At 62.3% G+C, this 12,318-nt stretch carries 16 protein-coding genes; 9 read left to right on the plus strand and 7 right to left on the minus strand.

All coding sequences use genetic code 11. From position 1 onward, the window contains the following. Positions 1 to 290: 290 nt before the first annotated feature. Positions 291 to 1,085, plus strand: a complete 795-nt coding sequence (locus tag FHT38_RS01545) for a hypothetical protein (RefSeq protein ID WP_183489191.1) — start codon at positions 291 to 293, stop codon at positions 1,083 to 1,085. Here the strand turns inward: FHT38_RS01545 and FHT38_RS01550 are convergent. Continuing rightward, positions 1,070 to 1,567, minus strand: a complete 498-nt coding sequence (locus FHT38_RS01550; protein WP_183489193.1) for a hypothetical protein — start codon at positions 1,565 to 1,567, stop codon at positions 1,070 to 1,072. The two genes, FHT38_RS01545 and FHT38_RS01550, sit on opposite strands and share 16 nt — an antisense overlap. A 147-nt stretch (positions 1,568 to 1,714) precedes the next feature. Here FHT38_RS01550 and FHT38_RS01555 point away from each other — a divergent pair, with 147 nt between their 5' ends. From FHT38_RS01555 to FHT38_RS01565, 3 genes are all read left to right on the plus strand, one after another. Then, positions 1,715 to 2,077: an H-NS family nucleoid-associated regulatory protein gene (locus FHT38_RS01555; RefSeq protein ID WP_183489195.1), complete on the plus strand. Its 363-nt coding sequence runs from the start codon at positions 1,715 to 1,717 to the stop codon at positions 2,075 to 2,077. 72 nt (positions 2,078 to 2,149) lie between these two features. Further along, positions 2,150 to 3,334 (plus strand): DUF2971 domain-containing protein, encoded by a 1,185-nt coding sequence (locus FHT38_RS25540; RefSeq protein WP_183489197.1) that lies wholly within the window; start codon positions 2,150 to 2,152, stop codon positions 3,332 to 3,334. Between the two features lie 77 nt (positions 3,335 to 3,411). Beyond that, on the plus strand, positions 3,412 to 4,413 hold the full coding sequence (locus FHT38_RS01565) for a DUF4365 domain-containing protein (protein WP_183489199.1): 1,002 nt from the start codon (positions 3,412 to 3,414) through the stop codon (positions 4,411 to 4,413). A 48-nt stretch (positions 4,414 to 4,461) separates the two neighbouring features. Here the strand turns inward: FHT38_RS01565 and FHT38_RS01570 are convergent, their stop codons facing one another. Further along, positions 4,462 to 5,385 (minus strand): hypothetical protein, encoded by a 924-nt coding sequence (locus tag FHT38_RS01570; protein WP_183489201.1) that lies wholly within the window; start codon positions 5,383 to 5,385, stop codon positions 4,462 to 4,464. Between the two features lie 164 nt (positions 5,386 to 5,549). Further along, positions 5,550 to 6,251: a hypothetical protein gene (locus FHT38_RS01575; protein ID WP_183489204.1), complete on the minus strand. Its 702-nt coding sequence runs from the start codon at positions 6,249 to 6,251 to the stop codon at positions 5,550 to 5,552. A gap of 209 nt (positions 6,252 to 6,460) precedes the next feature. Here FHT38_RS01575 and FHT38_RS01580 point away from each other — a divergent pair, with 209 nt between their 5' ends. After that, positions 6,461 to 7,441 carry a serine/threonine-protein kinase gene (locus FHT38_RS01580; protein WP_183489207.1) on the plus strand — a complete coding sequence of 327 codons (981 nt, stop codon included), beginning with the start codon at positions 6,461 to 6,463 and terminating at the stop codon, positions 7,439 to 7,441. A gap of 12 nt (positions 7,442 to 7,453) precedes the next feature. Further along, complete coding sequence (locus FHT38_RS01585; RefSeq protein WP_183495068.1) at positions 7,454 to 8,608, plus strand: hypothetical protein; 1,155 nt, start codon at positions 7,454 to 7,456, stop codon at positions 8,606 to 8,608. Here FHT38_RS01585 and FHT38_RS01590 read toward each other — a convergent pair. Beyond that, entirely contained in the window at positions 8,564 to 9,277 is a 714-nt protein-coding gene (locus tag FHT38_RS01590) for a hypothetical protein (RefSeq protein ID WP_183489213.1), read from the minus strand. The two genes, FHT38_RS01585 and FHT38_RS01590, sit on opposite strands and share 45 nt — an antisense overlap. Before the next feature lie 134 nt (positions 9,278 to 9,411). On the opposite strand from FHT38_RS01590, the gene FHT38_RS01595 reads away from it, so the two are divergent. Next, on the plus strand, positions 9,412 to 10,056 hold the full coding sequence (locus FHT38_RS01595; protein WP_183495069.1) for a hypothetical protein: 645 nt from the start codon (positions 9,412 to 9,414) through the stop codon (positions 10,054 to 10,056). Then, positions 10,053 to 10,424: a hypothetical protein gene (locus FHT38_RS01600; RefSeq protein WP_183489219.1), complete on the plus strand. Its 372-nt coding sequence runs from the start codon at positions 10,053 to 10,055 to the stop codon at positions 10,422 to 10,424. The genes FHT38_RS01595 and FHT38_RS01600 overlap by 4 nt, the downstream gene beginning before the upstream one ends. Before the next feature lie 19 nt (positions 10,425 to 10,443). On the opposite strand, the gene FHT38_RS01605 is transcribed toward FHT38_RS01600, so the two are convergent. Then, complete coding sequence (locus tag FHT38_RS01605) at positions 10,444 to 10,737, minus strand: hypothetical protein (protein ID WP_183489222.1); 294 nt, start codon at positions 10,735 to 10,737, stop codon at positions 10,444 to 10,446. Between the two features lie 287 nt (positions 10,738 to 11,024). Between FHT38_RS01605 and FHT38_RS01610 the strand changes: the two genes are divergently transcribed. Next, entirely contained in the window at positions 11,025 to 11,438 is a 414-nt protein-coding gene (locus FHT38_RS01610) for a hypothetical protein (protein WP_183495070.1), read from the plus strand. Positions 11,439 to 11,447: 9 nt separating this feature from the next. Here FHT38_RS01610 and FHT38_RS01615 read toward each other — a convergent pair whose 3' ends face one another. After that, a complete protein-coding gene (locus FHT38_RS01615) occupies positions 11,448 to 12,008 on the minus strand; it encodes a hypothetical protein (protein ID WP_183489229.1) in 561 nt (186 codons plus the stop codon). 12 nt (positions 12,009 to 12,020) lie between these two features. After that, positions 12,021 to 12,302 (minus strand): type V toxin-antitoxin system endoribonuclease antitoxin GhoS, encoded by a 282-nt coding sequence (ghoS, locus tag FHT38_RS01620; RefSeq protein WP_183489232.1) that lies wholly within the window; start codon positions 12,300 to 12,302, stop codon positions 12,021 to 12,023. Positions 12,303 to 12,318 lie beyond the last annotated feature (16 nt).

The following is a 12,318-nucleotide window of genomic DNA, read 5'->3' on the forward strand; positions in this document are numbered from 1 at the left end:
GACCTCCGAACGCATGCGGCCCGATGGTGCCGTGGCGCGACAACTTCGTCACACTTCAGATTGCTTCGAGCGGGCGCGCCCCTGGTTGGGCTTCAGCCTCCAACACACTTCCAGCAAACAACCATCGACAGGGAGTCGACTTGAGTTCGCTTGGAATGAATGACCGCGGGGAGGTGCGAAGCGCCTCCGAGTTCAAGAGTGCCTTTCTTGATGGAGAGGGGTCGTACGGGCCGTACAAGTGTCCGTTCTGCGAGGTGGCATACGAAGACCGGTGCATCGTGCGACAGTGCGTGAAAGCGCCGCACTTCAAGCTCCCCAACGGCACTGACCATCGCAATGGGTGCAACGGTGAATCAGGCGACGTCGTGGAGGTCGTAGCGGTCAAGCCTTCTCGCGCCCCGAAGCGCAAGGTGGTGGGCGACATTGAGATGCCGCAGGCGCTTGTGAAGCGCAGACCTCCCCGAGTGGTGAAGCCGGCAGGCGCTCCGGGGCTCACCGTTCCTGATGCGGTCGAAGTGACGAGGCGTCGCAAGGCCCTGGCCGGCGAGTCAACCATGTCGACCTGCTACACGACGACGCAGCTGCGTGCCATCGTTCAGGCGTTTGAAGGACTCAAGGACCACATTCGCAGTGAGGCGCCGAAGAAGGGACTGACTCCCGGAACCCCGGCGTACAACGAGTTCTACCGGGATGTCTTGGCGTCCTTCGACTTGTCGCTCTATGGGCAGCACCTGAGCTACGCCACTGCCTTCCAAAGCCACAAGATTGCGCCGCGGCGCCAACCGCGGATCAGTTTCGGTTCTGGGCGGGTAACTGTCGAGGGCGACACATGCGTCATCACCGACGTGAACGTGTGGCCAACGGTTCCGAAGAGCAAGGACAACCTGGTGCCGTTCGTTGTAGTGCTCAACAGAGTGCTGCCTGGCAATGCCCCAACGAATCATTGGCACGCGCTCGAGGTAATCGAGGGGTTCGCGGCGACCGGTCAGCGCATCTCGTGGCACGGCTATGGGCTGCCGGTCCTTCGAGACGGGCGGTTCGTGCTGGAGGTCGATTCGTTGGACGACCTTTACTGCGCTGCTTGAGGCGGCTGCGCCTCGTGCGCTAGCAGGGCAAGGAGCTTAGAGAGGTCGCTGTTCGTTGGAACAGTGGGGTACGGGTTGCCTGGTCGAAGATCGAGCGCCACCAGGGGGCCAAGGCCCTCTGCCTCCATCGCTTCGGCGGACTCGGCCTGCACCTTCACCGCGGCCAGTCCGTCCCGATGCGTCTCTACGAACGCTAGCAAGTCCTCCTCGGTCGCGGTGATCCTCGCCGTGACGTCGTTCCAGCGCGGGTAGCTCACGAGCTCCAACACCCACGCACCTGTCGGCGCTCGGCGAGCTCCCACCTCTGCCAGATGAGTGGGATAGCCATCCGGATCGTCTTCGCCATCAACAAGGATCGTCACGGGGTGACCGGCGGGTCCGCGAGCTTCAGCAGCCAACGCAAGGGCAGCATCGCGCGTCAACGGGTAGAGGCCCTGAGCTTGAAGAGAGACGAGCGAGATGTGGATGGTTTGACTCAGCATGATTCGGCGGTGGTTGTGCACCTGTCCGTATAGGGTTGAGCCGCATGTTTTTGATCCGGAGCACGTCACACGAATGACAGCGCGACTGCGCTGCTCATTGGGCGCTCGTGCTACAACCCGGCTCTCCCTTGCCACTCCTTAACGAATATGCCGAAACGCTCACTCCGCCAAGTCCTGGACCAGATTGATGTCCTGCAGAAGGAAGCAGCAGAGCTTCGTGCTCGCGAGGTCAAGGACGTCGTCGCCAGAATCAAAGAGGCCATCGAGCATTACGGCCTGACCCCCAAGGACCTGTTCTCTTCAGCGCCTCGAGCAAAGGCGGCGGCTGAAGCGCCGGTGAAGAAGGCTCGCCGCAAGCGCGCCGCCACAGGTAAGCGCGGAGCCGGTGTGCCCAAGTACGCTGACCCCTCTGGGTCCGGCAAGACCTGGACTGGCCAAGGTAAGCGGCCTGGCTGGTACGTGGCTGCTTTGGATGGCGGCAAGACCGCTGAGGATTTGCTCATCAAGTGAGCCTTCTAGCTGGGGCGGTCTGCTCGGCCCAACTCGTGCTCACAGGGATTGTGGCGCTGTGCGAGGTTCTCCGTGTACGTCTTCAAATACTCCGCGCCTTCCATCCTGAGCTTCGGCGCCTTGTCGCGCGGCGAGCTGTACTTCGCTTCGGCCGAGGAGCTGAACGACGGTAGCGAATGCCGGCCCCGGTACATCCTCAAGGGGGCTGTCGAGTTGTGGACTCGGCTTGCAGACATGCTCCTGTTGGATGCGGTCGCCCTGTCGCCCATGCCCTCTTCTGAGGCTGCGAAGACGCTTGGCCGGTTTGCGAAGCCGCTGGGGCGCTCGCTACACGCGAAGGTGGGAAAGCGCGACCTCGACTTTGAACAGCTGGGGACTGTGATTGGAGGCGTACTTCCTCGATTGCTTGAAGAGGCGCAGCTTGGGCCTGCCGCTGAAGGCATCATGGCTCTCGTCCTGCAGGCCTGTGCCCGCGCGCGGAAGCATCTGGACGAGCCCGCATACATCGCGTCGCTTACAACGACCCCGCGCGATCCGACGATGTGGGGGCACTACGGCGGTGCCGAGCGTGGGTTCGCCATCATGTTCCATGCCCCTGAGGGCAAACTGCGGATTCATTCGCCGCTGGACGTCTTTGATGTTTGCCGCGAGCCCGAAGGTGGCGGGCCGCTGGTGGTCGGGCCATATACGGAAGCGGCGGTGGACTTGCAGCCGGTACTTTACCGGGCAGCCCCACAGCGCTTCAACGCATTCCATCGGCTCATCCATCACTTCAGCTTCACCGAAGCGGAGGAGCACTATGACGTGCCCTTGCTGCTCCCGGGAGATGCGCCCACCAAGAAGGAGGCGCAGTACGGCCTGATCAAAGCGAAGACCTGGAAGTACGAGCAAGAAGTTCGAGCCCTTCTGCCGACAGGCCAGGAGCTGACCCCAGAGCAGCGCTGCACGAACTACGACCGGTCCCAGATGGCGGGCCTTGTCTTCGGCCCGAAGATGTCTGAGGGAGACAAGGCGCGAGCGGTGATGTGCTGTTGCAAGCTTCACGCCGCCAGCTCCGGACAGAAACGGCGCTCAACTCCTTTCGTGTTCCTGCAAGCGCGGCAGCAGGTGAGTTCGTTCGAGATGGAAATAAGCGTAGCCGGTGTGCTCCAGGAGACCTACGGAGACCGGAGTTTCCAGTTTCGGCCGATCTCCGAAGTTGATGATGTGACGAAGGCGATGCTGCAGGAACTGCTCATCTCTCTTGGTGCACGCTGATGCCTTACCACCTCTCGTGATTCACCGGATCGCCTCGCATCGAGCATTTCTCAAATCAGAACTGGAGCAGTGTCGCCATGCAATTCCCAAAGGTTGGTGCCACTTATGCGCAGGAGCGGCGAGGAATCGCGGCGGTGCAGCACTACGCGGCGCAGCGACAGCAGATTTGGCGCGAGACCGGCACAGGCGACGTAGGCATCGACGGAAATCTTGAGTTCGTGAACTCAGACGGCCAAGCGCAGGGCCGGATTGTCGCGGTACAGGTCAAGTCGGGGCCGTCGTACTTCGCCGATCCAACGGAGTACGGCTGGAAGTTCTACCCGGAGGAGAAGCATCGCAATTACTGGGAATCGTTCCCGTTGCCCGTCTTGCTCGTGTTGCACGACCCGGTGAAAGATTTGTCGTACTGGGCGGACGTCCGCCAGGCCTTGCGCACGAGGTCGGGCGGGAAGACCAGCTTCGTCGAAGTTCCTTCCACCAATGTGCTGGCTGCCACCGATCCGGTGACGCTATTCGAGACCGCCGGCGTACAGGGGCAGCCATTCATCAGTGACCTGCATGAGGTTCTGAGGGCACTTCTCGACACCCGATCCATCGACGCAGGCTTTCCACTCAGCTACTTCGACCTCTTCGCGCAGGGCCTCACCAACGTCTGTCGCAGCATCTACTACGGCATGGACCTGGTCTGCAAAGCAGCGGAATACAACCTAGGCGCTTCGCAGTCACCCTTTGGTCTGGGAGTGGGCGACGTCGAGCAAAACTTCGCCTTCGATTTTGTGAGGTTCCTTCTCGCCCAAGGCCTTGCTCAAATCGACTACTCCGACTGCTTGATTGACTGGGTTGACCAGCGGATGCAGCCGCACTTCGTGGCGCCCCTAACGGCGCGCGGACGAGCCTTGGTTTCCCTAATCGGACAGGAAGAGACCAGGCTCGTCGCTGAAGGCAGACTTCCTCATGACGATCACCTGCGCGTGGCACAGGAAGCCTTCCTCGAGATGAATCTGATGTCCTACTTTGCTCGGTTGCCGCGCATCCGGAAGTTTCAGCAGCTGCTAGAGCACGGCTCGGAGCCGACCTAGAAGGAGCGCTGCGACCGTTTGGGGTCGCACGATGAGTCGCCGGCGCATCTACCCCCACCGCGCCATCCGCACCGTCAACCACTTCTTGTCAGCTGTCACCTCGAAGCTTCCCACGCGGCAGGCGAGCGGGACATCCGGAACCTGCAGCTCCTCCAGCGCATCGCACACCCGCCGGCGGAAGTCATTCGGCCGGCAGAGCATCCCGCTGACTTCGTGGAGCCGCTCGAAGCTCAGCGTCTCAGCCACGACCTGCGTCGCGAGCAAGCCCGACAACCAACCGCGCAGCGCCTTCATGGCCAGCACCTCGTTCGGAACGACCGTCCAACTCCTCATCCCGTAGAGCAGCGCTACCTGCTCTGGAACGCGGACCAGCAGGTCGTCGGCTCCTTGGGGCTCGTCGTCCCCCTTCGTGAACGCCACATCGAGCAGTTGCGGCACTTGGTGCAGCGCGCCTCGGAGCCTTACCTGCAAGGACGCTTGCCGAAGGCGCAGAAGACTGGATCGGATCGCGGTGTGCGTATTCAGCGTGTACGCGTTGCCCATCGCCTGAGCCACCTCGTAGTAGGTGACCGTCGTCGACCTCCCCGGCGCATCGTCGTTCGACAACGGCTGATCCTTGACGATGGCGAGGCACGCCGCGAAGACCCGTCGGTCGTACTGAAGCAGTGGCTTGCCGCTCAGCAGCACCCTCACATCGTCCCCCAGGGTCGGGATCGCGAGGTCCTTGACCAGCACTTCATCCTGCTCACCGGCCGCCCACAACGCGGAGCGGAGCAGAACAGTTGGAAGGCCGACCGCGCCCGCTGGCCACGACGGTAGGAACACCTCGCCAGCGAAGCGGATAGCTCGGCGGCTGCGAGCTTGCAGCACGGCAGCGCCGGTGGTGGTCGCGGGGAGCTCGAGGAGCGCGGACTCTTCTGGGCCGGTAGCGGCGGTGGGAAGCCCTTCGTAGAAGTCTTGGTCGCGCTTCATGGGTTGAGTGCGGCGGCCAGTGCCAGTTCAAGGTGGATCGTGAACATCGAGTCTGTGAAGCGATTCAGGAGGAGTTGAGCCGTCGAGGCTCATTCACAGATTCTCATGCGTGGGATCGGACTTGCCCTTCTGAGTACCGCTGTCGGTGCGACTTGCGGCCGGCTTCATGAGGCTTCGCCGACGATGACGTTCACGTTCAAGTCTGCGGGTGAGCCGAAGTCGATGATCCAAGCCGACATCGGGCCTGCAACTTCCTTGGGGTCGTCCGGGTCGGTCCAGTCGAGCTGCACGACGGCATGCGTCCAGAGAAGCTCCCGCAGGAACTTGCAGGACCGCCGGACCAGCTCAGGAGCCTCGTCGTACTTCACTCGCTCTTTGTTCACCTGCTCGACGAAGTCGGCAGCGAGCGGGTTCTTCGCATGCATGAAGCCTCCGCACTTCTCGTAGAGCTCCACGAGCCTTCCGTGATTCACGGCCAGGTTGGTCCTGCTCAGGTGGAAGGCCTGCGGGCCGGATGGCTCGATTTGCTTGATGGGAATGGGTAGGGCGTGAGGGCTGAGCTTCACCAGTCGCCCGAGGATTTCCTTGGCCTGCCAGTCCTTGGTCGCATCGCCCTGGTCCCACTTCCCCTGCGGGTTCAACTCCCTGAGCCGACGGTAGCGCCCCTCCTCGCGCTTCATGGCCGAGAACGCGACCAACTCAACCACTCGGCGGAGCTGTAGGAAGCAGAACTCGCTGTCCAACGCGGCGAGCCCCGACAGAGGCTGCACCGCCGCGCTGATGCGCTCGATGGCCAGCAGGCGCTGCTTGGCCTCCGCCATCAGGGTTTGGTAGATGACATGGGCTTCAACTTGTTCGGGAGGCATGGACTGACCCTCGCGGTCGGACATCGTGCGGCGGCAGCCGCCCTGGGTGGGAATCTGTGAAGTTCTCGAGCGATTTTGATGGACGTCACGAGCGCCAGGCTGTTCGTCCAGAACGCGCACGTTGGCGTCTGTTATCTTCCGTTACACAAGTCTGTCCCCGCGCATGTGCGCAGGGAGACGGATGACAACTAGAGCCAGGGAGGCTCGCCTTGCCCAACGACTCGCTGCAACTGCGCGACGACCTGCTCGCGTGCCTGCCCAGCCTTGTCATCGACCGGCCGCTCGCGGAATCCGGCCAACGCGTGGTCTATCTGGCGCGTTTCGATGACTCCTTGATCCCGGACGACGTGCCTCCGCCGGAGGACGACGATCCGGATGCCAAGCCGTTCCTTCACGGTTGGCAAGGATGGGGCGACATTGTCGTCAAGGTTGTGTCCGGCGCGGACTCCGAGACGATTGCTCGCCTGCAGGCCGAGGCGGACATCCTTGGCGAAGTCCGGCCAACCAACTTCCCACGGCTGCTCTACGACAACCTGTTCTACGAGAACCCGGTGACCGAGGAGCGCTTGGCAGAGCGCCTGTACGTGACGGTGGAGGAATTCATCGTTTCGAAGCCGCTGAGCGAGGTCATTGACCAGTACCGCGGCAACGAAGAGCGAGTGCTCGACGTCGCCATCGGCATCGCCGAGGCGTTGCTCCCGCTGTGGATGCATCCCAAGCGCTTCGTCCACCGCGACATCAAGCCGGCCAACGTGCTCATCCGAAAGACCGGCGAGGTGGTCGTGATTGACCTGGGCATTGCGCGCGAGACCGGTGCGAAGGGGGTCACCAAGACCGGCTTCAATCTGGCGCCGTACACCCTGGGTTTCGCAGCTCCTGAGCAGATCGAGAACGAGAAGACCTCGATCACGTTCAAGACCGACCTCTTCACCATCGGGGTGCTCATGTACCTGCTGCACTCCGGCATCAGGCCCTTCGAGCCGCGCAAGAACATGCACGATTTCGAGATTCTGCTGGCAACCAAGAACGACAACCCACCGCCGCTGAGTCAGGCATCTGGCGCGTCTGCTGCGCTCTCGGACTTCGTTGAGAAGGCGATGCAGAAGGAGCCATTCAAGCGGCACCGAACGCCGGCGCTGTTCATCCAAGAGCTGCGGGAACTGCGTGGTCGCTCCACGCCGAAGAACTAGGAGGAGATGCGCATGGCGCTAGGTTTGCTTCACCAGGTCGGTCACAACAGCAACTGGAATGTCGAGTCGTTCCAGGATGACGGCAACGGCGACGGCCTCATCTTGAGTCCGCTTCACCAAGCAAAGAACACGGTCGAGAAACTCCCGCTATCGACTCGGCAGGCGTCTCTATTCGACCCGCAGTTCTATCTGCCCAGCTCAAGGAAGAAGAAGCTGCTGAGCTATCCGTTCTTCCCTGAGCAGGTCGATGGAGGCTTCCGCACGGCGACCTTTGGGACGCATGTGAACGAGGTGGCACGGCAGTGCATCGACTTCCAGCTCGAACAGCAGTTCCGTAAGGTCGTCGTCCCGACGCGCTTCCTGGATCAGATGTATCCCGACTACTTCGAGATGCAGAACCAGTTCACGGTGAACGCGTTCATGCAGCATGCGGGCGACCAGCCGCTCTGCCTGTCGGTTGCGGTGACAGACCACATGATTCGTCATCCGGCCTGGCGCCGCTACCTGCTGAACTGGATCACCGCGTTCCCCACGGTGGACGAGGTCTACCTGATGTACCAGCATGAGCGCGACCTCAAGCAGGTGCAGGACCCGGAGTTCCTTCGCGAGGCACTGCGCTTCTTCTCGGATGTCCTATCCACCGGCCTGAAGTTGACCGTTGGGTACACGAACTGCGAAGGTCTGCTGTTCTCCGCCGTCGGCGACTTGAACATCACCATGGGTGCCTTTGAGAACACCCGAATCTTCTCGGTGGACAAGTTCCTTGAGTCCGAAGGGGATCGCCGCGGGCTGAAGGCGCGCATCTACATGCCAGGTCTTTTCAACTGGGTGCAGTTCGAAGATGCGAAGCGCATCCGCGACCGGGCGCCTGGGGTTTGGCAGCGCATCTACTTCCCAACGACTTGGGCAGATGAGGCGCTGCAGCGCGATGTTGAGCCCACGTTCAACCAGCCGCCGCTCTACAAGCACTACTTCGCCAACATGCAGATGCAGGTGGAGACGCTTCGACCGATGTCACCTGAACAGCGCCGTGCCTTCTTGCTGCAGCAGGTCGAGGCAGCTCAGGGCGCTTATCGGGAGCTGAACCTACACGGCGTGCAGTTGGAGAAGCACGGCCAGGCTTCACATCTCGCCGGTTGGCACGAGGCGCTGCGGACGTTCAGGTGAAGGCCTGCGGGCGACGGCTCGGGCGGCAAGGACTGCTTGGGCTTGCCACCGCTTGCCTACGCTCATGGGGCCCGTGTTCTGTGCTGCCAGGTGGATGAACAGCCCTTGTGCTCGGTCGACGGATGCGAGTCCAACGCCGGAGACCTTGAAGCGGTCGAGCTGGGCAATCGCCGGGCGGATGTATGCGTGGTCGAGCACCACCCACGACTCATCGGCGAACTGCAGGTTTCGGTAGGCCTGGACCAGCACGCGCTGCCACTCGCTGACCTTGGCCTCGACGGCGATGAGCCGTTCGAAGGGGAGCGTTGAGATGGTGGCGAGGCGAAGGTCCGACGCGTTGCCGGTGGCAAGGCCGGCGGAGGTGAGTTGGGACAGGAGGCGTTGTGCGGCTGCGCTCGAGGACCCGATGGTGGAAGCGAGTGCGTCTCGGGTGGTGATGGCGTCACCGACGGTTCGGCTGAGCAGAACGGCAAGCCGCGGGTTCATGGAGCCGAGGGCTCTTAGGGCTGCGGTGGACCTGGGGGAACGTTTGGCGAGGACTAGGTCAGCGATGCCAACGCCGGCGTCGACTTCAGCTTCGACCTTGTAGTCATGGCGCCGGGCGCGCCTGGTGCAGGCAACGATGGCCTTCACCAGCTGCTCTTCGGAGGCAAATCCAACGCTCTTCAATTCGTGTTCTCGGTACCTGGGAGGGGCTCGCGGAGGCTGGCTCCCGGCGGGTTGGGGACTATAGCGCGGCGGCTTCTGAGGCCGTCCAAGGGTATCCGGCCAGGGCGCGCGGCGAGCGCGCGCGGAGGGCTTGGATGAAGCAGTCAAATCAAAGCACGCGGTGTGAGCGGGTGAAGCATGGAGGAGAAAAAGTGACTTGGGATGCAACCACCATGGCGACCGTCGCCTCAGCAGTTTTCGCGGGGCTGTCTGCCATATTCGCGGCGGTCTCGGCGATCCTGTCGGCGCGAACGATAAAGGTCCAGCAACAGACCCAGGCAAGCCAGGCCATCTTGCAGCAAGCTGAGTTGTCGTTGCAGTGGGCGTGGGAAGCTCTCACAGAGCAGGGCAAACACGTCGACCCGCCATTGGCGGACCGGTTGAACTGGCTCACGGCCGCTCGACACATCGAGCGCTACAAGCAGCTGAAATTGGCCATCACTGACTCAGCACACAAAACCATCTGCGAGGAACGCGAGGAGTTCTGGCGCCATCGCTTCTACCTGTCTCTGCCCGCCAAGACCTACCTGCAGCCAGGCTACCTTCGCACCCAGACACCGATGCAGAACGGCCTTGAGAAGACATCTGTAGCTGTGGTCTTCGCGTTCAGCAGTTGGCCCGAAAGCAAGCAGGACCCCATTGCAGACGTCCACGTCCAAAATCTGCTCGAAGGGTCCAAAGTCTTGAACGGCAAGCCGGGCCTCCGAGCCTTCATCGAGACCACGGGGAGGACCGCTTGAGTGACGATGGCCCGGGCAACATGAAGGGGCGCAGCGCGCACTCCTTGCTCACCGACGACAGCATCGCTGCGTGGATTGCCGACAACGGGCCCAACGGCGAAGAGAATCTGCGCAGCGCGCTGGAGCTTGGGAGAATTGGCGGGGCGAGAGCCCGCTACGTTGAGAATTGGTTCCGAAGGCGCGATGCGGCGGCCGAACAGTCTCGTCAAGCCCGAGAGCTCGAGTACAGCGAGCGGAGCGTCGCGGCAGCAGAATCACAGGCAACTAGCGCGAAGTCCTCTTTGCGCTTCGCAATTTTGGCCATCGTTGTAACGCTCGTGGGATTGGTCGTGGCCGCGTTGACTTACGTCCTTCCCCGGAGCGCTTGAACCGCAGTTGAAGCAGGCACTAGAGGTACTTCCCACCAACGGCGGCCACCTTGTAGTAACACCCCAAGATGCCTTTCTCCTCGGCTGGCTGGAGAACGATGACCTCGTTGGGTGCTCCTTGTTTCTCAAGGGTGATCTGGACGGTCTGGCTCTTGTTGTTGTTCCGAATGCGCCAGCTATGTCCGGTCGCCCCAGCGCAGAAGGCGCCCTGAATCAGCTTCACGTCGTCGACCGCTGCAGCCTGAACGGATGCCGGTGCGAACAGGAGCGCCACGATGCCCGCGACGCAGAGGTAAAGGGCAGCAGATCGCATGGGTACTCCTTGTACGACATAGGGTACAGACCTTCATCCTGTTGGAGCATCCCACCGACGTGCGACCGCCGCATCACATAGCTTGACGATGCGACGGCCAACTTCTGCACGCCGCTTGGCGTTTGGTGGGCAGTTGGTTGGTGGCGAAGGTCGGAGCGTTCGAGAATGGATTGTCTGCTTGTCGCTGCCCTCAGTTGTCCACCATCTCTCTCCACTCCGCCCTCGACCAGTGCTCCCGCCTCCCTGCCGGCAAGCGGCTCAGCCGGGTCCTGGAGCTTCGCTTGCACTTGAACGAGCAGGCCTTCCTTCAGCTGCTTGGATCGGTCCTCGGCGATGAACAGCCGCACTGGCCTTTCCGAGACGCGCTGAGGCAGGACCTCCGCGGGCTGGATCATCACCGGCGCACCGCGCTGATGACGGCGGAGGAGCAAAGCCTCTGGGAACAACTCCCGTTGGTGGTCCCGGTCTACCGCGGCTGCTACTGGGAGAACGTCGACGGCCTGGCCTGGTCGTTGGTGCCAGGACTTGCCTCGTCATTCCCCTTGAGCGCGGAGTTCCGTCAGGAAGGGTCCCCGCTTCTCGTGTCGGGCGATGTCGAGCGCGAGAGTTGCATCGTCAAGCTCAACGGCCGCCGGGTGGACATCATTTCTTGCGAGGTGATGGCCGGGCAGCCTGTCCAAATCCCGCCGCGCGGGCACTGACAGGTCAGGCTAGTCCCGCCAGCTCGCGCACTTGCCATTCGCCTTGCGCCAGCCTGGCCCACCTCGGCTGCCGCATCCGCCGCTGGCGTGAGACACCGACGGGGCGTACAGGTATGCGGGCGCGGACGCAGACGGTTGTGCCAAGTACGCGCTCGCGGCCGCTTTCGACTTCTCTTCGGCTGCCGCCACCTGGGTTGCTTGCTCCGAGGTGAGCTTGTCGTGCTTGCACAGCGACGGATAGCGCCCCATGAGGCAGCGTTGTAGGTTGACCTGGCTCTCGGCGGATTCGACCCGCCGAAGCTCCTCCTCGCTTAGTGAGCTCCGCTTGCAAAGCGAGGGGTATGAACCCGTCAGGCATCGGCGGAGGTTGGCTTCGCGTTCTGCCTTATCAGCCTTCAGCTTCTCAGTGTCCGACAGCCAAACCCGCTTGCAGAGGGATGGCGTCGTACCGGTGTAGCAGACGACAAGGTTGCGCGCGTAGTCGAGGTCAGTCTGTGCAGAAACAGGCGCTGCCGCAGCGCCGAAGAAGGCTGCGGCAGCCAACAGGCGCAGGCGATTCGACGGGCTCATGCCGTGGGCACCTCAAACCCTATCCAAGCCGTCCCAGCTTCGTCCTGCGGATTCGGTAACCAGTACCGCGTACTTGCTGACGACCTTGCCAGCACACGACTTCGCCGACTCGAGAACCTGATCCCGCGTTTGGGAGGTCTCGATGTTGTACTCGCCGGGCGGCATCTTGTACTTCACGCCTTCGCCACTGGTCAGGATGTCGGTGTACCCCGCACGTGCCATGTGCTCATAGAGCTTCTTGTAGTGATCCCACGTCGCAGAGTGAAGCTCGATGCGAACGGTGTAACGCGCCATGTGGCCCTCCCATGTT

Origin of the sequence: Mitsuaria sp. BK041 (assembly GCF_014193085.1) — a bacterium.
In the GTDB taxonomy this organism is placed as follows: Bacteria; Pseudomonadota; Gammaproteobacteria; order Burkholderiales; family Burkholderiaceae_C; genus Roseateles.

Bases quoted from the DNA above. Each gene is read 5' to 3' on its own strand.
- FHT38_RS01550 (WP_183489193.1), bottom strand. From the start codon at position 1,567: ATGCTGAGTCAAACCATCCACATCTCGCTCGTCTCTCTTCAAGCTCAG.
- FHT38_RS01555 (WP_183489195.1), top strand. From the start codon at position 1,715: ATGCCGAAACGCTCACTCCGCCAAGTCCTGGACCAGATTGATGTCCTG.
- FHT38_RS01565 (WP_183489199.1), top strand. From the start codon at position 3,412: ATGCAATTCCCAAAGGTTGGTGCCACTTATGCGCAGGAGCGGCGAGGA.
- FHT38_RS01570 (WP_183489201.1), bottom strand. From the start codon at position 5,385: ATGAAGCGCGACCAAGACTTCTACGAAGGGCTTCCCACCGCCGCTACC.
- FHT38_RS01575 (WP_183489204.1), bottom strand. From the start codon at position 6,251: ATGCCTCCCGAACAAGTTGAAGCCCATGTCATCTACCAAACCCTGATG.
- FHT38_RS01585 (WP_183495068.1), top strand. From the start codon at position 7,454: ATGGCGCTAGGTTTGCTTCACCAGGTCGGTCACAACAGCAACTGGAAT.
- FHT38_RS01595 (WP_183495069.1), top strand. From the start codon at position 9,412: ATGAAGCAGTCAAATCAAAGCACGCGGTGTGAGCGGGTGAAGCATGGA.
- FHT38_RS01605 (WP_183489222.1), bottom strand. From the start codon at position 10,737: ATGCGATCTGCTGCCCTTTACCTCTGCGTCGCGGGCATCGTGGCGCTC.
- FHT38_RS01615 (WP_183489229.1), bottom strand. From the start codon at position 12,008: ATGAGCCCGTCGAATCGCCTGCGCCTGTTGGCTGCCGCAGCCTTCTTC.
- ghoS (WP_183489232.1), bottom strand. From the start codon at position 12,302: ATGGCGCGTTACACCGTTCGCATCGAGCTTCACTCTGCGACGTGGGAT.